Here is an 18,992-nt window from a genome sequence, read left to right as displayed (position 1 = left end):
AAGCATGAACGACCTCACGCACGGCCGCCCGCTACTCGACGACCGGGTGGCGGTGGTGACCGGTGGCGGCGGCGGTATCGGCGCGGCGACCTCACGGTTGTTCGCCGAACACGGCGCCCGGGTGGTCGTCGCCGACATCGACCCCGACCTCGCCGAGCAAACCGTCGAAGAGATCGGTGACCCGGCCTTCGCGGTCGTCACCGATGTCCGCGACGCCGGCCAGGTCGGCGCGCTGGCGCGGACCGTGCTCGACCGCTACGGCCGAGTCGATGTGCTGGTCAACAACGTGGGCCACTGGCTGCGTCACCCCGGCGATTTCGTCGACACCGACCCGGAGCTGTGGAACGAGCTCTACCGGGTGAACCTGCACCACGTGCTGCTGGCCACACACGCGTTCCTGCCGGCGATGATCGATCGACGTGCCGGAGCGATCGTCAACGTGTCGTCCGTGGAGGGGTTGCGCGGTTATCCGGAGGATCCGGTGTACGCCGCCTTCAAGGCCGCCGTCATCCACTTCACCCGCAGCCTTGCCGTCCAGGTCGGACGCCACGGGGTCCGGGTCAACGCGATCGCGCCCGACGTGACGGAATCACTGCAGGTGCCCTATTCGCAGTGGTTGTCCGAGGACGAAAAAACCCAATGGCCGCAATGGGTTCCGGTGGGCCGGATGGGTCTCCCGCAAGACCAGGCGCGGGTGATCCTCTTCCTGGCCTCCGACCTGTCGGCGTTCGTCACCGGCCACACCATCCCGACCGACGGCGGCACCGGCGCGGCCGGCGGATGGTTCCGCTCGGCGCGCCGACCCGACCGGGAATGGACGAATCGCCCCATCGCCCCCTAGCTGTAATGGCCGGCACACGCGCCCCCCGGGGATTCCCGTTCGGTGAGAACGGGAAGACTGAGCAGGTGGTCGGGCCCGACGTGGAAGCGTTCGACAAGCTGGTGTCGCTGCTGGACTACCCGATTTTTATCGTCACTGCCGCGGTCGGCGGCGCTCAGGCCGGCTGCCTGGTGGGCTTCGCCAGTCAGGCCAGCATCCATCCCCCTCGTTTCCTGGTCGGACTGTCCGAGCAGAACCACACGTTCCGGGTGGCGGCCGGCGCCACCCATCTGGGGGTGCACCTGTTCGACCGTGAGCATCTCGATGTCGTCGAGCTTTTCGGCAGCCGCAGCGGCGACACGGTCAACAAGTTCGACCACTGCTTGTGGCATATCGGTCCGGCGCGGACACCCATCCCCGACGACGCGGCGACGTGGTTCGTCGGCAGGATTCTGGATCGGTTTCCGCTAGGCGACCATGTCGGGTATCTGCTGGAACCGGTGGACGGCAGCCCGCCGCACCAACTGGAGCAGTGGGTATCCTTCCGCGACGTTCGCGACCTGCCACCGGGCCACCAGGCCTAGATTGCGCGGTTCAGGCGCCCGGCAGGATATCCATGAAGGGCCGGATGCTGACGTGGAGGTTGCCCGGGCCCGCGGTCGCCTCGACGCCGTCGGCGACGGCGACGGCGAAATTGAGGAAGCCGTTGAAGGCTTTGGCTCCGGCTCCGATGCCGCCGACGATCGCGAGGTTGGCGCCCGCCAACCTGCCCGCTGCGTCGCCGGCCAGCGCGGTGTTGTTACCTCCCACGACGACCGCGATGTTGAGCAGTCCGGTGGCACCGGCGAGGACTCCGTGGTTGTTGTCACCGACCACGGTGGCGACGTTGAGGATGTTGGCCGGGCCGTTGCCGACGGCCTCGACGCCGTTGTTGCCGAAGCCGACGACGGTGGCGACGGTGCCGAGATCGGCAGCGCCCTGCCCGCGGGCCGCGACGTTGATGTTGGAGTCGCCGACGGCGGTGGCGATGCTGCCGATGTTGACCCCACCCCCGCTGGCCGCGACCGTATTGTGGTCGCCGATGGCGGTCGCCGCGATGGCGATGTTGCCGCCCACGCCACCGGCCTGGGCCGCCACGTTGGTGTTGCCGTCACCGATCGCGGTACCCAGGGTGGCGATATTGCCGCCGAGCCCCGATGCGGTGGCCGAGGCCCCGTTGTTGCCGCCGGCGGCGGTCGCCAAGGTGGCGATGTTCTCCACACCGGACGCCGAGGCAGTGGCCGAGTTGCCGCCACCGATGAACGCGGTGGCGACGGTAGCGGTATTGCCCACGCCGGTGGCGGTGGCCGAGACCGCGTTGCCGTCGGTGATCGTCGTCCCCAGGGTCGCGATATTGCCGCCGATACCCACCGCCCTGGCCACCGCGGCGGTGTTGTTGTTGCCGATCACGGTGGCCAGGGTGGCGATGTTGCCGCCCACCAGACCGCCGGCTTCGGTGACGCCGCCAGTGTTGTTGTCGCCGATCACGGTGCCCAGGGTGGCGATGTTCTCCACGCCGAAGGTGCTGACCTTCATCTCGTTGCCGCTGCCGATCACGGTGGCGACGGTGGGGATATTGCCCACGCCGGTGGCCGCGGCCGTGGCGATGTTGTTGTCGCCGAACGCATTGGCCAAGGTGGCGATGTTGGCGCCGATTCCCCCGGCCGCGGCGCTGACTTGGGTGTTGCCGTTGCCGATTGCGGTGGCGACGGTGGCGATGTTGCCGCCCGCGCCGGTCGCGCTGGCGGCGACCCCGTTGCTGTCGCCGCCCGAGGTCGCGAAGGTGGCGATGTTTTCCAGACCGAACACGGTGACTTCGGCGGAGCCCTTGTCGCCGATGGCGGTGGCAACGCTGGCGATGTTGCCGGAGCCGGTCGCACTGGCTGCGACCGTCGTGTTGCCGTCACCGATCACGGTGCCCAGGGTGGCGATGTTGCCGCCGATGCCCACTGCCTTGGCGCCCGTGGTGGTGTTACCGCTACCGAACACCGTGGCCAGGGTGGCGATATTGCCGCCGGCGCCGCCGGACTCGGCGGCTACCGTGCCGTTGCCGTCGCCCCACGAGGTCGCCACGGTCGCGATGTTCTCCAGGCCGAACGAGTTGGCAACCAGCCCGCTGTTGTTGCCGATACCGGTGGCGATGGTGGCGATATTGCCCAGCCCGGTGGCACTGACGTTGGCAGTGTTGTTGTCACCGATCACGTTGGACAGGGTGGCGATGTTACCGCCGCCTCCCCCGGCCGAGGCGCTGACCTGGCTGTTGCCGTCGCCGATCGCGGTGGCGATGGTGGCAATGTTGGCGCCGATGCCGGGTGCGCTGGCCGCAACCCCGTTGTTGTCGCCGATTGCGGTCGCGATGGTGAAGTCGTTCTCCGCGCCGAAAGTGTCGACCTTTGCGGTATTGCCGTTGCCGATGACGGTGGCGACGTTGGCGGTGTTGCCGATGCCGGTCGAGCTGACATCGATCTTGTTGTTGTCCCCGAACGCGCTGGCCAGGGTGGCAACATTGCCGCCACCGCCGCCGGCCGAGGCGCTGACCTGGCTGTTGCCGTCGCCGATCGCGGTGGCGATGGTGGCGATGTTGGCGCCGATGCCGGGTGCGCTGGCCGCAACCCCGTTGTTGTCGCCGATTGCGGTCGCGATGGTGAAGTCGTTCTCCACGCCGAAAGTGTCGACCTTTGCGGTATTGCCGTTGCCGATGACGGTGGCGACGTTGGCGGTGTTGCCCAGGCCGATCGAGCTGACATCCATCTTGTTGTTGTCGCCGAACGCGCTGGCCAGGGTGGCGATGTTGCCGCCACCCCCGCCGGCCGTGGCGCTGACCTGAGTGTTGCCCTGGCCGATGGCCGTCGCGAAGGTCGCGATGTTGGCGCCGACTCCGGGCGTGCTGGCTGAGACGTTGTTGTTGTCACCGTAGGAGGTGGCCACCGTGGCGATATTTTCCACCCCGAGAGCGCTGGCCGAAGAGGTGTTGTTGCTACTGAACAGCACGGTGGACACCGTGGCGATGTTGCCGGCGCCCAGTGCGCTCGCCGAAGCCGAGCTCTTGTCGCCGATCACGGTGGCCACCGAGGCGATATTGCCGCCTCCGGCGCCGGACACGGCACTGACCTGAGGGTTGTCGCTGCCGAGGGCGGTGGCGACGGTGGCGATATTGGCGCCAAGCCCCGGCGCGCCGGCAGCAATTCCGTTGTTGTCACCAATTGCGGTGGCCACCGTGGCGATATTTTCCACGCCGATCACATTGACGTCGGCGGTGTTGTTGTCCCCGATGACGGTGGCGACGCTGGCGATATTGGCCGCACCAAGGGCCTGGTTTGTGACGCTGTTGCCGTCGCCGAGTGCGGTGGCGACGGTCGCGATATTGCCGCCGCCGGGGCCGGCTATGGCGTTGACCTGGGTGTTGGCCTGGCCGAGAGCGGTAGCCACGGTGGCGATGTTGCCCCCGATGCCGGGCGCGGAGGCCGAGACATTGCTGCCGTCACCGAAGACGGTAGCCACGGTGGCGATGTTTTCCACCCCCAGCGCGCTGGCGTGGGAGGTGCTGTTGCTGCTGAACAACACGGTCGCTACATCGGCGATATTGCCGGCACCCAGTCCGCTGGCCGATGCAGAGTTGTTGCCCCCGAACAACACGGTGGCCACCGAGGCGATATTGCCGCCCCCGGCACCCGATTCGGCGGCAACCTGATTGTTGCCCTGGCCGATACCGATGGCGGTGGCGACGGTGGCGATATTGCCGCCGACGCCCAGCGAATTGGTAGCCGAGACCCCGTTGTTGTCACCGATCGAGGTGGCCACCGTGGCGATATTTTCCACGCCGAACGAGCTGGCCGAGATCGTGTTGTCGTTGCTGAACAACGCGGTGGACACGTTGGCGATATTGCCGGCGCCGAACGCGCTGGCCGTTACCTTGTTGCCGTTACCGAACGACGTCGCGACGGTGGCGATATTGCCGCCGGCCCCGCCGGCGTCGGCACTGACTTGACTGTTGTCGTTGCCGAATGCGGTGGCGACGTTGGCGATATTGCCGCCGACGCCCACGCCGCTGGCTCCGACCGCATTGTTGTTGCCGGCCGTCGTGGCCACCGTGGCGATGTTGTCCACGCCGATCGCTTTCGCGGTGGCCGAGTTGCCGTTGCCCAGCGCGGTTGCCACGTTGGCGATGTTGCCCACGCCGAGCGCGCTTGCCGCGACGTTCGGGCTGTTGTTGCCGAACGCGGTGGCCACGGTGGCGATGTTGCCGGTGCCATTGGCATCGGCGCTGACTGCGCTGTTGCCGCTGCCGCCCGCGGTGGCCACCGTCCCGATGTTCTCCGCACCGAACGAGGTGGCTTTGACCACATTGTTGTCGCCGAACAACGCGGTGGCCGCAGTGAGGGTGTGCGCACCGGTCGCACTGGCGGCAACCGTGTTGCCGTCCCCGACGAACGCGGTGGCGGCGGTGCCCAGATTGCCGCCCACGCCCGTCGCGGTGGCCGCGACGGAGTTGTTGTTGCCGAAGGCGCTGGCGAGAACGATCTCATTGAGGCCCGCGCCGCCCGCCTGGGCCAGGACCGTGTTGTTGCCGCTGCCGGCGACGGTGGCCACCACGGCGTTGTTCTCCACGCCGAACGCGTTGGCGGCGACCCCGGAATTGTTGCTGCCGAATACGGCCGACACGATGCCGGTGTTTTCCACACCGTTGACGACGGCCGAGACGTCGGTGTTGTTGTTGCCGAACACCGCCGCCACGGTGGCGTTGTTTTCCACACCGTTGGCGATGGCGGTGACCGTATTGTCGCTGCCGAACGCGGCGGCGACGGTGCCTATATTGACGGTGCCGATGGAGCTGGCTTTGACCGTGTTGTTGTTTCCGAACGCGAGGGCGCCGGTGCCGAGGTTGACTCCGCCGGTGGCGCTGGTTGAGCTGTTGCTGCCGAACGAGCCGGCGACGTTCAAGACGCCCCCGGTGGCCTCGGCGGTGCTGCCGCTACCGAAGGCAAGAGCGATATCGGTCACGCCGGCGTTGGCCGTGCTGTTGGCCCCGGAGGCGACTGCCAGTCCGCCAACGGTCGAGTTGGCGTTCGCGGTGCCGGACTGCACCAGCTGCAGCCCGAAGATGGAAATGCTGAAGTCCACGGCGGCCGGCAGCGCCAGCGCCTGCTGCAACGGCGCCAGCTGCGCCGCAGCCGCCGAGACACCGGCGTGGTAGGCCGACATCACGGCCACATCGGCGGCCCACATCTCCTCATACAGGCCCTCGGTCGCCGCTATCGCAGGCGTGTTCTGGCCGAACAGGTTCGAGATCACCAACGCCACCAGATCGTTGCGGTTGGCCACGACCATAGCCGGGTGGACGATCGCGGCCTGGGCGGCCTCGAACACCGCAGCAACCGAGCTGGCCTGCCCGGCCGTCCCCGCCGCGGCGGCCGCCGCCGCCCCCAACCAGCTCGCGTAGGGTGCCGCCGCGTCCACCATCGCCGCAGCGGCCGGGCCCTGCCACGCGCCGCGCGCCAGTCCCGCTGTGACCGAGGCGAACGACGACGCCGCGGCCTGCAATTCGTCGGCCAGACGGCCCCAGGCCGCCGCCGCCTCCAACATCGGTTGGGCCCCGGCGCCGGCATACATCCGTAGTGAGTTGATCTCCGGTGGCAACACGGAAAAGTTCATCGGATCCATCCGTTCCTACGTGACGGGCTTTGTGCCGGCCGCCTGACCGGGAAGACGGTCCCGGCTGTCCCTGACCGGCTGCCCGCGCCCAGTGCAGACCTCCGGGCGACCCACGTGGCACCGTCCCATCGCGCACCTTCCGCCACGAGAACCAGACCACCGACCGGTCATCGAATAGCTTGGCAGCAAAAACATATCTGGCTTCGACGCGCAGTATGTGCGTTTGCCCGAAATCCCATCATCGGTCCGAAAAATCCCGCGCGTCACGGCCGTCGCGACACCGGCAAAGAATCAGTTGTGCGGCGGTGGCGACGACGACAACGATTACGCTGCAACGACTTTCGAATTGGATCGAAAACATTCCGGCGGAATTGAGACCCGGAAATTATCCACTCCGAAGATGGGCAATGGCCGCTCCGGCGTCGCGGGCCACGCCACCACCAGGTGCTACCGCCGGTTGACGTCCTTCCGGGTGGGGAGAACCTGGGTTATCCCAGCGTGGTGTGCATCAACATCACGTTGTACGCCGACCACAGCGACAGGTTGAAGTACACGTCCTTGCCCGTCGACCACGGGTGCATCATCGGCGCGTAGATGCCGCCGGGCATCTGCCAGGACGACACGAGCATTTGCTCCGGGCTCCACGGCCCCTGAGGAGCCGGCGCGGTCCGTGCCACGACGTCGTTCATGCCATTGGTGTACATAACCAAATATTGCTTCAGATAAGTGTTGTATTGGGCGGACATTTCGCCCACCGGTCCCGGGATGACCGGCGTCGCCGCGTCCGGTTTGCCGGGTACCCAGGAATTCGAATCGCCGTTCCAGTATTGGTATTTGCTCAAGTCCGGTACGAACTGCTGGGGAACTCGCGCCACATACGCCGAGCCGCCGCGTCCCGGTGGGGTGCCGAACGAGTACAGGTAGCCGTCGTTGGACTTGACGAATGCCCCCATCTGGAAGTTCTCATTGCCGGGCACAAACCTGGCTCGTCCGCTGTCCGGCCCGGAGGCGCGGATGGTGCCGGGATAGACCCCCCAGTTCTGGCCGTTGTCCTTGGACACCGCAATGCCCGAGTAGTTGGTGGTCCATTCGCCGTCGCGGCCCCAATCCCGGATGGACATGAAGTTGATGTATTGGGTTCTTCCGATGGAGATTCCGGAGGTCGGAATGATTCCGGTCTCGTCAGGCGCCCACTTGATGCTGCTGATGATCTGTTTGGAGAAGCCCGGTTGGCGCACCGGTGAGCCGGAGTATCGGTTGGCCGCGTCGCCGGGCGCGACGTGGATTCCGTCGCCCAGATCACGGTCCTGACTACGGAACAGCGTGTTGTACCGCCACTGGTGTTCGTTGACCGCGCAATAGCCGAAGGTGTCGCCGAAAGCCATGAGCACCTGGTGGTTGGCGGGATCGCCGTTGTCCCAGATGATTCCGAGGTCGGTTCCGGAGATGCCGAATTGTTGGAGAGTCTTGTTGGGGCTGTCGGGTCCGGTTACCCACTCGGCAAGCGACGTCGTGGCACCCCCGAGCGCGGCGCCAGGATCGGGTGCCCCGGGCGGCGGTACCGCGGCCGGGGCAGGGGCGGGTGGCGGTGCCGCATTGGGCGCCAACTGGGTGGCATTGGGTGGCTGGTTACCCGGGTTGGGCGGAGCGGGCGGGGGGACCGCCGCCTGGTGTGGCGGAGTCGCCGCTTGCTGCTGTATCGGCGCGGACCGCGGCGCCGGATTGAGCAACCTCGACAGGGGCCCCAACCTGGGCAACGGCGCCCGGTCATTCGCGCCACGAGGCCTCGGGCCCCTTGTCATCGGTCCGAGCGTGGTGCCCCCCGGGTTGGTCACAATGGCGTTCGGCGGCGGCGGGGCGTTGGCGGCGTCCCCGCTGCACGGCACCGCCATTGCTGCCGGCGCCAGGCCCACCGCACTGATGAGTCCCAATGCGGCCGCCGACGCCACCGATACCGCCAGGACTCGATGAATCGCCGACATGTCACAACCTTCCAGGGGCACAAACGTCGGATTGACGTCCGCAGTTGGCTGATGTGACGATAGTGATTGATGTGGCCGTTGTGATCACTGATCCGCGATAGGTATGCGTCCGTGACCGTGTCGCAACGCAATTCGCATTGACCCTGCTCGCGAGGTCACGGGGTGGAAGCCTCGAAGAGCGCCGCAGCGGCGGATATCGCCGCCACCCAGAGAGGCGGGCGACGCGTGCCACGCAGGGCAGGGTCACGATGAGCGACAGTGAAAGCTGGCGGGCCGCCCAAGCCATTGACATCGTGGTGTTGGTGGCCTCGGCCGGGGGGCTGGCCGCGTTGTCGACGGTGTTACAGGGACTGCCCCATGACCTGCCGGCCGCGGTTGTGGTTCAGCAGCATCTCGGTGGTCAGGGCAGCATCCTGGCACAGCTGCTGCAGCGCCGCACCCAAGCCCGGGTCGAGTGGGCCGTATCCGGGCAGCGCATCGAGCCCGGGCAGGTGACGGTATGTCCCCCGCTGAAGCGCTTGGAGCTCTTCCCGGACGGCACGTGCGTGCTGCACGATGCCGGCGGCGCCCTCGATCTTCCGCATGACGCCTTGTTGACGGCGGTGGCCGATTCCTTCGGCGCCCGCGCGGTGGCGGTGGTGCTGAGCGGCTTCGGCCGCGACGGCGCAGTCGGCGTGGCGGCGGTGAAGGCGGCGGGCGGCATTGCCATCGCGCAGAGCGAGGACACCGCCGAGGCTCCGGCGATGCCCCGCGCGGCCGCCGAGGCCGGCGCCGACGTGGTGTTGCCGTTGCACGAGATCGCCGGAGTGATCGCCGACGTGGTATCCGGCGGGACACTTCCGTTGCCGCCGTCTGAGATCCAGGCGGCCGCGGCCCTGTTCGCCGGCCCCCGCGAAGTCTGCGCGCGGCTACGCGACATCGATTGGACCCGATCGGCATTGGGTCCGGTGCAGTCGTGGCCGACATCGCTGCGCACCATGCTGCGGATCGTGCTGGCCAGCCCGATGCCGATGATCATCATCTGGGGCCCCGACCGGATTCAGCTGTACAACGACCACTACCGGGCGCTGATGGGACCCCGCGGGGCTGGGTCAGCCCAACCGGGAGTGCTGGCCGGAAGTGTGGCATATCAACGGACCCGTCTTCGACCGGGTGTTCAGCGGTAAAAGTGTCGCATTGGAAGATGCGCTGTTTCCCCTCGTGCATGGGTCGGAACCGCCAGCGACATCACCGATCTCAAAGCCGCCGCCCAGAGCGCGCGAGGCGGCGCACCCGGTGCCGAGACGTAACGGCGATAGCGCCACATCGGACCGTGGCGCAGGCCTGCTCACCTCCCGAACCCCGCGTCCCGCAGCGCCCGGGCCATCGAGCCGGCCGGCGAGTTGGCCGGCTGACGGCCGAAGTTCTTGCCATGAGCCGAGTTTCGCCGCGCTGGTCGGCTCACCGGCTGGCGTTGCGGATCGTCGTTGAGGCGCAGGCTCAGTCCGATCCGCCGGCGTTCTACGTCGACATCGATGACCTTGACCCGTACCACCTGTCCGGACCGGACGACGTCGTGCGGGTCGGCAACAAAGCGCTCGGCCATCGCGGAGACATGCACCAGGCCATCCTGATGCACGCCGACATCGACGAAAGCGCCGAAGGCGGCCACGTTGGTCACCACCCCTTCCAAGACCATCCCGACCTTGAGGTCGGCCACCTTCTGCACGCCGGCGGCGAAAGTGGCCGTGGTGAAGGTCGGTCGCGGGTCGCGTCCGGGTTTCTCCAGCTCGGCGAGGATGTCGGTCACCGTGGGGATGCCGAAGCGGTCGTCGGCGAAGTCGGCGGGCCGCAGTGATCTCAAAGCAACTGCGTCACCGATGATTTCAGCCAGCGTGACACCCGCTCGGTCCAGAATGCGGCGGACGACGGGGTACGCCTCGGGATGGACACCGGACGCGTCCAGCGGGTCGTCACCGCCACGGATCCGCAGAAACCCGGCACACTGCTCAAATGCCTTGGGCCCCAAGCGAGGAACGTCCAGCAGCGCGCGGCGATTGGTGAACGGGCCCGTCTTGTCACGATGGGCGACGATCGCTTCGGCCAGGGACTCGGATATCCCCGACACCCGCGCCAGCAGCGGAACCGACGCCGTGTTCAGGTCAACGCCCACCGCGTTCACCGCGTCCTCCACCACAGCGTCGAGGCTGCGGGCCAGCACCGCCGGGGTCACGTCATGCTGGTACTGCCCCACCCCGATCGACTTCGGGTCGATCTTCACCAACTCGGCCAGCGGATCCTGCAGCCGCCGAGCTATCGACACCGCTCCGCGCAGCGTCACGTCGAGCCCGGGCAGCTCGTGCGCCGCATAGGCCGAGGCCGAATACACCGAGGCGCCGGCCTCGCTCACCATCGCTTTGGTGGGTGCGGGGGCTCCGGCACCGCGGATGTCGCTGATGAGTTCGGCTGCCAGCGTGTCGGTCTCACGTGAGGCCGTGCCGTTGCCGACGGCGATCAATTCGACGCCGTGCCGCGCCACCAGCGCGGCCAACGTCGCCTTGGCCACATCCCATTGCCGTTGCGGCTGATGCGGGTAGATCGCGCACGTGTCGAGCACCTTGCCGGTCGGGTCAACCACGGCAACCTTGACCCCCGTCCGGAACCCGGGATCCAGGCCGAGGGTCGTGCGCGCTCCGGCCGGAGCCGCAAGCAGCAGGTGAGTCAAGTTCGTGGCGAACACCGCGACGGCCTGCTGTTCGGCGCGTTGCCGCAGCCGGATACGGACATCCACGGCTGCCGACGGCATCAGCCTGGTGCGCCACGCTAACCTCACCGTCGCGGCCAGCCACGGCGCCGCGGCCGTCTGCGCCGACAGGTCCACGCCAAGGCTGGCGGCGACCATCGCTTCGTAACCGTCGTCCGCGCCGCCGTCGAAGGTCAGGGCAAGGACCTTTTCCTTCTCACCGCGCAACACGGCCAGCACCCGGTGCGACGGCATCGTCTGCAGCGACTCGGCGAACCCGAAGTAGTCGCGAAAATTCTGTGCGGCAGCGCTATTGGCGACATCTTCGGACCACGGCGCGCTACGAAGCGAGCCTTGCGCCCAGAACTTCTCCCGGACGGCGCCGACCAGCTCGGCGTCCTCGGCGGCTCGCTCGACCACGATGTGGCGGGCGCCGTCCAAGGCGGCAGCAACATCGGCGACGTCAGCGACATCAGCGCACACGAAGGCCGCCGCCGCGGCCTCCGGAACGAGGAAGGGGTCGGACAGCAGTCGATCGGCCAGCGGCTCGAGCCCTGCCTCGCGGGCGATCTGCGCCTTGGTCCGACGCTTCGGTTTGTAGGGCAGGTAGATGTCTTCGATGCGGGACTTGGTGTCGGCGCCCAGCAGCGCTGCCCTCAGCTGGTCGGTCAGCTTTCCCTGTTCCCGGATCGATGCCAGCACCGCGCCCGGCGTTCGTCGAGCTCCCGCAGATACTGCAGACGCTCGGCCAGGGTCCGCAGCTGCCCGTCGTCGAGACTGCCGGTGGCCTCCTTGCGGTACCGGGCGATGAACGGGACCGTCGCGCCGCCGTCGAGCAACCGGACCGTGGCGGCCACGTGGGCTTCCCCGACGGCCAGTTCCTCGGCGAGCCGGGCGGTAACGGATTTGATTGCGGTGCTTGGATTCACGCGCAGGAACCCTACCGAATTGTCCCGACACAGCTCGGGCAACCGGGCACGGCGCGTCGCTAGGCGCGCCCTCCCCGCCGAACCCTCAGGCCGACGGCGGGCGGCCCGGCCTGGTCGAGGCACGTGCGGGTGCGGTGCTGTACATGGCGGCCCACACCGAGCGCTCCAGGAAGCTGTCGGCGATGAACAGCATCTCGTCGCCGGCCCGGAGCACGTCGTCGGGCTGCGGAACTTTGACCGCGTCACCTCGCAGCACGGTGACCAAAGCGGTGTTGGCCGGTAGGTCAAGCTCGCACACTCGCCTCCCCACCAGCGGATTGTCTTCGGGCAGCGTCAGTTTCGTCAGCGCCGCCCGGCCCTCGCGCAACACCATCATCCGCACCAGGTGGCCGACGTCGATGGCACCCTCGACACCGGCGATCATGGCGCCCGGCGTCGAGACCGCCACATCGATGCCCCAGGCGCGGCCGAACAGCCACTCGTTGCGCAGGTCGTTGATCCGCGCCACCACCCGGGGCACCTCGAACTCGGTCTTGGCCAGCAGACCCATCACCAGATTTGCCTTGTCGTCTCCGGTGGCGGCGATCAGCACGTCGCACGTCTGCACCCCGGCCTCGTGCATCGTCGACAGTTCGCACGCGTCGGAGTGCAGCCAGTCCGCGGCGGGAACCGTGTGTGGTTCAAAGTTGTCCCGCTGCCGTTCGATCAGCAAGACCTTGTGGCCGCGATCCAGCAATTCCTGGGCGACCGACCGGCCGACCTTGCCCGCACCGGCAATTCCGATCCGCATTTTTCCCGTCGCCACCCAATCATCTTGTCTCATGGCCGCGGCACTTCCGGCTGTACGCCCGACAGCGGAGCCGACCCGTACTGATTTACTGGCAGCACGCCGCTTCGCGCGCCGAGCTACCGCCGCCGAGATCACATCTGGACGGAAACCAAATGAGCTTGCAGCAGCTGTATCTGGCTTTGTTGATCGGTGGCCTCGTGCTGCTGGCCAGCATTGTGGGCACCCGGTTGGCGACTCGGGTGGGATTTCCCAGCATGCTGCTCTTCCTGCTGGTCGGCGTCGCCGTCGGTGAGGACGGGCTGGGGTTGAAGTTCGACGACGTACAGCTGGCCAGAAACGTTGGTACCGCGGCGTTGGCCCTGATTCTCGTCGAAGGCGGATTGACCACCCGGTTCACCGACATCCGCACGGTGCTGGGACCCGCGGCAACATTGGCCACCGTCGGGGTACTCGTCAGCATGGCGGTTACCGCCGTTGGCGCACACCTGCTGCTGCGCGTCGACTGGCAGGTGGCCCTGTTGCTCGGAGCCATCGTCTCCTCGACCGACGCCGCAGCGGTGTTCTCGGTCCTGCGGGTGCTTCCGCTGCCGCGGCGGGTCGCCGGGCTGCTCGAGGCCGAATCCGGGTTCAACGATGCACCCGCTGTGATCCTGGTGTTGATGTTCAGTGCGGTGCCATTCGCCGTCGAGCCCGGGCGCGCGATCGCCGACCTGCTGTTCGAGCTCCTCACCGGCGCCGCGGTGGGGGTGGCTATCGGCTACCTGGGCGCCTTCGCACTGCGACGGATCGCGCTGCCCGCCTCCGGCCTGTACCCGATCGCGACCTTCGGGTTGGGTTTGGTGGCGTTCGCGGCCGCAGGGGCAAGCCACGCCAGCGGATTCATCGCCGCCTATCTGGCCTCGGTGGTGCTGGCCAACTCGGGACTGCCGCACCGGTCGGCAACCCGGTCGTTCGCCGAGGGGGTCGGCTGGCTGGCGCAGATCGGGCTGTTCGTGCTGCTCGGACTGCTGGTGGACCCCGGCGACGTGGCGCACGACGTGGTGGCCGCGATCGTCGTCGGACTGCTGTTGCTGCTGATTGCCCGGCCCCTGTCGGTGGTGGCATCGTTGGCGGCGTTCCGCATCCCGTGGCACGACCAGGTCTTCCTGTCGTGGGCGGGTCTGCGCGGCGCGGTGCCGATCGTGCTGGCCACCTTTCCGGTCGTCGCGGGCGTCCCGGACAGTTATCGCCTGCTCAACATCGTCTTCATGCTGGTCGTGGTATTCACCTTGGTGCAGGGCCCGAGCCTGCGCCCGATTGCGCATCGGCTGGGACTGATTTCCCGCGAAGCCACCCGCGAGATCCAGGTGGAAGCGGCGCCACTGGACGTGCTGGACGCGGAACTGCTGACCATGACCGTGCAGCCGCCGTCGCGCCTGCACAACGTCACCGTCCTGGAGCTGCGGCTGCCCGACCCGGCCGTGATCACCCTGATCATCCGTAACGGCCACACCTTCGTCCCGATGCCCGACACGCGGATCGAGCGCGGCGACGAACTACTGATCGTCACCACCAGCAAGACGCGGGCTGCAGCCGAGTCGCGACTTCGCGCGGTGAGCCGGCGGGGCAAGCTCGCCTACTGGTTCGACGAGTACGGCGAACCCGACTGACGCGCGGCCGGCGTCGGCCGCGACACCGGACCCGAGCTCGTCCGGGCAGCCAGCAAAGCCGCCAAGAAGCATCCCAGCGCTGTCCACCCCGCGATCCCGCCGAGCCCGTCCTTGGCCATCGCCACCAGCGCCACACCCGCCGTGACCACCAGTGCGCCGGCGGCCACCGCCCGGGCGCCGGTGGCGTTAGCCGGCCCGTCCCACCATGGCAGCCGTCGATGCTCGAGCGGCGCGAGCAGCCGAAACACCACGGCCATGACGAGGGCGAAGACGACGGCGCGCAGCGCCAGGCGAGCCCAGAACCCGAGCGCGTGCACGTCGTATGCGTCGAGGCCCGCGGCGTGCAGGGCAACGGCGGCAACCGCGATCGACGGGATGTGCCACAGGTAGAGCGTCATCGCTCCCCCGTTACCCACCGCGACGGCGTGCCAGACGCGCGGTCGGGCCGCCCACCGCCGGAGGGCGCCCGCGGCGACGACGAACGCGCACGACATCCACGTGCAGTGCAGCGCCAGCAACAACGTCGGCGGCGACACGTTGGACATCCGTTCGGCACCTGTCACCACCAAAGACACGTCGTACACCCCGACCAGAGCGAGGGTGAGCTGCGTGGTGAACGCGCCGACGGCCGTCGCGATCGCCGCGCGAGGGCCGATCAGCCCGCGCGCATAGCCGACACCGACGGCCACCGGGATCAGCCACACGATCACGAAGTTCGCCACGCCCGACTCGGCAGTGCCGACCGCGAACCGCATCTGGTCGACGACGGCGGCTGCCAACAGCAACGACCCGACCGCAACCGCCACCCCGCGACCCGTCCCCAGCCTGGTCAACGCCGGCACGAAGGCAAGCACCACGAGATAGACGCCGAGGAACCACAACAGTGCGACGCATTCGCTCCCGAGTGCCGCCGCGGATTCGGAGCCGACGGTCACACGCACCACGACCAGAGCGGCGATCCACGCGGCGAGGTACCAGAACACCGGACGGCACAGCCGCTGCGCCCGGGTGAACAACCAGGTGCCCCACGGCATGCCGCGGCGCCAGCCGTATGCGCCCGCGGCACCGCCGGCCAGGAAGAACAGCGGCATCACCTGAACCAGCCAGGTGATTGGGGTTAGCGCCGGCAGCTGGCCGAGCAAGTTGGCTATTCGGACACCATGGGAGTCGATGGTGGCCAGCAGCAGCGCGCAGTGACCGAACATCACGACGACCAGCGCGCCGAGGCGGGCGACGTCGACGGCGCGGTCGCGGTCAGCGGGCGTGTGGCGCGCGATGGCACGCGCACTGACAGAGGACTTCAACGTGGTCGCGGGCATGCGACCAGCATGGGCAGCCGCACGGCGCGGCGGATGAGTAGGACTACCCGTCCCAGGGTGTCAGGTGGCCCGCAGCCGAAATCCCTACTTCTGCAAGGTGAACTGGTTGACGTCGATATAGCCGTCGCGAAAAAGTTTGGCGCAGCCGGTCAGGTACTTCATGTAGCGCTCGTAGACCTCTTCGGACTGGATCGCGATGGCCTCGTCCTGGTGCGCCCGCAAAGCCTCGGCCCACAGGTCCAGGGTCCGCGCGTAATGCAGTCGCAGTGATTGGCGCCGAGTCAGGGTGAAGCCCGCCGTGGTGGACTGCTCCGCCACCATCTCGATGGTCGGCGGATGACCGCCCGGGAAGATCTCGGTCTGGATGAACTTCAGGAAGCGGGCCAACCACAAGGTGAGCGGCAGGCCGGCATCGACCATCTGCTGCATGGTCAGACCGGTGATGGTGTGCAGCAGCATGGCGCCGTCGGCGGGCAGCATCTGATATGCCCGCGCGAAGAAGTCCGCGTGACGGTCGTGGCCGAAGTGCTCGAAGGCGCCGATGGACACGATGCGGTCGACGGGCTCGTCGAACTGCTCCCAGCCCGCCAGCAACACCGTCCGGCTGCGCGGGCTGTCGAACTCGTCGAAGGTCTTCTGGACGTGGGCGGCCTGGTTTTTCGACAACGTCAGGCCGACGACGTTCACGTCGTACTTTTCGATGGCCCGGCGCATGGTGGCGCCCCAGCCGCAGCCGACGTCGAGCAGCGTCATGCCCGGCTGCAGGCCCAGCTTGCCCAGCGACAAGTCGATCTTGGCGAGCTGGGCCTCCTCCAGCGTCATGTCGTCACGCTCGAAGTAGGCGCAGCTGTAGGTCTGGGTCGGGTCCAGGAACAGCCGGAAGAAGTCGTCGGACAAATCGTAGTGCGCCTGCACGTCGTCGAAATGCGGCGTCAGCTGTCCAGCCATGGGTTGCTAGTGCCTTTCCGGCCCGGAGACCGATTTATGGTGCCCGCACGAATGCGCACCGACAATATCCCCCAAGGCGTGCCCGGGAAATGCTAGCCGATTCCGTGTCGCGTCGCTAATTCCAAGCGGACCACGTCATCCGGTCAGCCTGGTCAGCCAGCTCGAATTCTGCAGATCCACGGCCTTCTTGCCGTCCCACACGAATGGAGTCCCATTGGCGTTGAACGTGGCGAGGGTCTCACTGGCAGCGGCCGCCTTCGACTGGGCGGTGCCACGGTCACTTCCTGACTTGATGCAGCTGATCGCTGTGGTGTTGGCGCCCACGGTCTGGGCCAGATGTGCCAGTTCGGCGTCGGTGCGGTCGGAGGCGGCGCCTTCCTGGGGCTGGAAGTCGCTGCCGAACAAGGCGGAATAGAAATCGCTGTAGACCTTCGGATCATTTTGGGCCGCGACGCAGTATGAGGCCGCCACCGCACGCGTCGAGTAATTCTTGGTGTGCGATTGGTCGTCGAGGAAGTTGAGCAGGTGATAGCGCACCGCGAGCTTCTTATCGGCCACCGCGGTTTCAATGTCGCTCGCATACGACCTGATGAAAGCGCCGCAAGGCGGGCAGATCGGCTCGTTGAAAATGTCGATCGTTGTCGCGGCGGCGGAACTGCCGACAAAGACGCCGTCATTGAGCACCCGAAGCTCAACCGCGTCGGCCGGCTGCGGCGACGACGTAGGCCCCGGCCGCGGTGCCGACGACCGCCACGGCTGGGCGATAACGATGCCCAGACCGGCTGTTATGGCTACCACGAAGGCCACCGCAACGCCCACCCAAAGCCACGGCTTGCCGCCGCCGGCGGGCGGTACTGAAGGTGGCCCCGGCGGTTGGCCCCATGGCGGTGCCCCGGTGGTGCCGCTGTAACCCGTGGCCCATCCGGTAGCGCCGGCCCAGGACGGGGGCTGCGGTGCTGCGCCCGTCGGCACCGGCGACCCGGGCGCCGACGGCGGGGGCCACCCGGTGCGTGGTGACCCGGCGGGAGTCGGCGGCAGTGACCCGGCGGGAGTCGGCGGCGGTGCGAAAGCCGCGGGCGGCTGGCCGACGACCGCCGCCGGCAGTTGGGCCACCTGGCTGCGCTGCAAGATGTCGGTGGCCCGATCCTGGTCGGGGGTGGCCAGCGCCGCATAGGCGGCCGCGGACAGGTCGCCGCAGGTGGCATATCGGTCGGCCGGATCTTTGGCCATTCCGCGAGCGATCACCTCGTCGAAAGCGGCCGGGATCCCCGGTCGTGCGGCGCTGGGCCTGGGGATGGCCTGACTCAGGTGCGCACCCATGACGCTGAGCTGGTCGCCTCGATACGGCGGTGATCCAGTCAGGCACTCGTACAAGACGCAGGCCAAGGCGTAGATGTCGGCCCGATAGGTGACCTCGGTGTTGCCGAAACGCTCCGGCGCCATGTAGTAAAGGGTGCCCACCGTGCTGCCCAGCTGCGTCAGCTTCTCGTCGGTGGTGGCGCTGGCGATCCCGAAATCGACGAGGTAGGCGAAGTCGTCGCCGCTGACCAGAATGTTTTCCGGCTTCACGTCGCGATGGGTCACCCCGGCGGCGTGTGCGGCATCCAGGGCCGAGCCGATCTGGCGCACCACCGCCACGGCTCGCGGCGGGGTCAGCGGACCGTAGCGCTTCAAAATGGTGGCCAGATCCTTGCCGTCGATCAGGCGCATGTCCAGGTAGAGCTGCCCGTCGATTTCGCCGTAGTCGTGAATGGGCACGACATGCGGTTCGTGCAGCCGCCCCGCGGTGCGGGCTTCGCGCTGCATCCGGGTGCGGAAGACCGGGTCGCTGGACAGTGTCGGCGACATGAGCTTCAGCGCCACGACACGCTCGCGCACGGTGTCTTCGGCCTCATAGACATCGCCCATGGCGCCTCGACCTACCAGACGACGCAGTCGATACGGACCGAATTCCGAACCCTCCCGCGAATCCGCGGCCGAATCACCCATTCCGACTCCTCACCCGCCTTCCGCGCCCACCAACCGACGACCAGCGCCTACGCCTGGAGCCCATTGCCGGTGCCACAGAGCGGTACGCGGTGACGTGCAGGCATAAGGCTAACGGTTTGGCCCTCCGGGGGGCGCGACGAACACCGAGAATGC

General features: G+C 67.7%; 9 protein-coding genes and 2 pseudogenes. 4 read left to right on the top strand and 7 right to left on the bottom strand.

The window, feature by feature from the left end:
- The first annotated feature begins 4 nt into the window (after nucleotides 1–4).
- A complete protein-coding gene (locus EET10_RS13885) occupies nucleotides 5–841 on the top strand; it encodes an SDR family NAD(P)-dependent oxidoreductase (protein ID WP_063467449.1) in 837 nt (278 codons plus the stop codon).
- 5 nt (nucleotides 842–846) lie between these two features.
- The gene (locus EET10_RS13880) at nucleotides 847–1,404 is read left to right on the top strand and encodes a flavin reductase family protein (protein ID WP_122502228.1); all 558 of its coding nucleotides are present in this window, start codon (nucleotides 847–849) and stop codon (nucleotides 1,402–1,404) included.
- Nucleotides 1,405–1,414: 10 nt separating this feature from the next.
- Here the strand turns inward: EET10_RS13880 and EET10_RS13875 are convergent, their stop codons facing one another.
- Nucleotides 1,415–6,511, bottom strand: a complete 5,097-nt coding sequence (locus tag EET10_RS13875; protein ID WP_122502789.1) for a PPE domain-containing protein — start codon at nucleotides 6,509–6,511, stop codon at nucleotides 1,415–1,417.
- Nucleotides 6,512–6,999: 488 nt separating this feature from the next.
- A pseudogene (locus tag EET10_RS13870) lies at nucleotides 7,000–8,680 on the bottom strand (DUF4185 domain-containing protein).
- A 61-nt stretch (nucleotides 8,681–8,741) separates the two neighbouring features.
- On the opposite strand from EET10_RS13870, the gene EET10_RS13865 reads away from it, so the two are divergent.
- Nucleotides 8,742–9,659: a chemotaxis protein CheB gene (locus tag EET10_RS13865; RefSeq protein ID WP_051490520.1), complete on the top strand. Its 918-nt coding sequence runs from the start codon at nucleotides 8,742–8,744 to the stop codon at nucleotides 9,657–9,659.
- Between the two features lie 161 nt (nucleotides 9,660–9,820).
- Here EET10_RS13865 and EET10_RS13860 read toward each other — a convergent pair.
- Nucleotides 9,821–12,126 (bottom strand): annotated as a pseudogene (locus EET10_RS13860) (Tex family protein).
- Nucleotides 12,127–12,229: 103 nt separating this feature from the next.
- Entirely contained in the window at nucleotides 12,230–12,934 is a 705-nt protein-coding gene (locus tag EET10_RS13855) for a potassium channel family protein (RefSeq protein ID WP_122502227.1), read from the bottom strand.
- A 152-nt stretch (nucleotides 12,935–13,086) separates the two neighbouring features.
- Here EET10_RS13855 and EET10_RS13850 point away from each other — a divergent pair, with 152 nt between their 5' ends.
- Entirely contained in the window at nucleotides 13,087–14,583 is a 1,497-nt protein-coding gene (locus EET10_RS13850) for a potassium/proton antiporter (RefSeq protein WP_036403238.1), read from the top strand.
- Here EET10_RS13850 and EET10_RS13845 read toward each other — a convergent pair.
- The 3 genes from EET10_RS13845 to EET10_RS13835 all read right to left on the bottom strand — a co-directional run bounded on the left by EET10_RS13845 (nucleotide 14,550) and on the right by EET10_RS13835 (nucleotide 18,839).
- Nucleotides 14,550–15,902 (bottom strand): acyltransferase family protein, encoded by a 1,353-nt coding sequence (locus tag EET10_RS13845; protein ID WP_122502226.1) that lies wholly within the window; start codon nucleotides 15,900–15,902, stop codon nucleotides 14,550–14,552. The two genes, EET10_RS13850 and EET10_RS13845, sit on opposite strands and share 34 nt — an antisense overlap.
- An 84-nt stretch (nucleotides 15,903–15,986) precedes the next feature.
- Nucleotides 15,987–16,850: a cyclopropane mycolic acid synthase MmaA2 gene (mmaA2, locus tag EET10_RS13840; protein ID WP_122502225.1), complete on the bottom strand. Its 864-nt coding sequence runs from the start codon at nucleotides 16,848–16,850 to the stop codon at nucleotides 15,987–15,989.
- A gap of 135 nt (nucleotides 16,851–16,985) precedes the next feature.
- Nucleotides 16,986–18,839, bottom strand: coding sequence for a serine/threonine protein kinase PknE (locus EET10_RS13835; protein ID WP_036403244.1), 1,854 nt, complete (start codon nucleotides 18,837–18,839; stop codon nucleotides 16,986–16,988).
- Nucleotides 18,840–18,992 lie beyond the last annotated feature (153 nt).

This window comes from Mycobacterium pseudokansasii (assembly GCF_900566075.1).
GTDB classification, from domain to species: Bacteria; Actinomycetota; Actinomycetes; order Mycobacteriales; family Mycobacteriaceae; genus Mycobacterium; species Mycobacterium pseudokansasii.
This window is presented reverse-complemented; position numbering and strand designations above follow the sequence as displayed.

Bases quoted from the DNA above. Each gene is read 5' to 3' on its own strand.
- EET10_RS13885 (WP_063467449.1), top strand. From the start codon at position 5: ATGAACGACCTCACGCACGGCCGCCCGCTACTCGACGACCGGGTGGCG.
- EET10_RS13880 (WP_122502228.1), top strand. From the start codon at position 847: ATGGCCGGCACACGCGCCCCCCGGGGATTCCCGTTCGGTGAGAACGGG.
- EET10_RS13875 (WP_122502789.1), bottom strand. From the start codon at position 6,511: ATGAACTTTTCCGTGTTGCCACCGGAGATCAACTCACTACGGATGTAT.
- EET10_RS13865 (WP_051490520.1), top strand. From the start codon at position 8,742: ATGAGCGACAGTGAAAGCTGGCGGGCCGCCCAAGCCATTGACATCGTG.
- EET10_RS13855 (WP_122502227.1), bottom strand. From the start codon at position 12,934: ATGCGGATCGGAATTGCCGGTGCGGGCAAGGTCGGCCGGTCGGTCGCC.
- EET10_RS13850 (WP_036403238.1), top strand. From the start codon at position 13,087: ATGAGCTTGCAGCAGCTGTATCTGGCTTTGTTGATCGGTGGCCTCGTG.
- EET10_RS13845 (WP_122502226.1), bottom strand. From the start codon at position 15,902: ATGCCCGCGACCACGTTGAAGTCCTCTGTCAGTGCGCGTGCCATCGCG.
- mmaA2 (WP_122502225.1), bottom strand. From the start codon at position 16,850: ATGGCTGGACAGCTGACGCCGCATTTCGACGACGTGCAGGCGCACTAC.
- EET10_RS13835 (WP_036403244.1), bottom strand. From the start codon at position 18,839: ATGGGTGATTCGGCCGCGGATTCGCGGGAGGGTTCGGAATTCGGTCCG.